Below are 243 nucleotides of genomic sequence, written 5' to 3' on the forward strand. Positions count from 1 at the left end.
CGGTCTGGTGCGTACCTGTCTGGTGCGAACCTGTCCGGTGCGGACCTGTCTGGTGCGTACCTGTCCCGGGCGGACCTGTCTGGTGCGTACCTGTCTGGTGCGAACCTGTCCGGTGCGGACCTGTCTGGTGCGTACCTGTCCCGGGCGGACCTGTCTGGTGCGAAGGACGCAGAACTAACCGTCGCTCGCACTCGCATTCTTCCCGAGGGCGACCTCATAGGCTGGAAGAAGCTTCGCCAAGGC

General features: G+C 64.6%; 1 protein-coding gene. It reads left to right on the plus strand.

Going from position 1 to position 243, the window contains the following annotated elements; genetic code table 11:
• Positions 1-15: 15 nt before the first annotated feature.
• Positions 16-243, plus strand: a 228-nt coding sequence (locus ACQKIE_RS16245; protein ID WP_427460996.1) for a pentapeptide repeat-containing protein, incomplete at its 3' end; no start/stop codon positions are given.

Source organism: Luteibacter sp. NPDC031894, from assembly GCF_050273135.1.
Taxonomy (GTDB): Bacteria; Pseudomonadota; Gammaproteobacteria; order Xanthomonadales; family Rhodanobacteraceae; genus Luteibacter.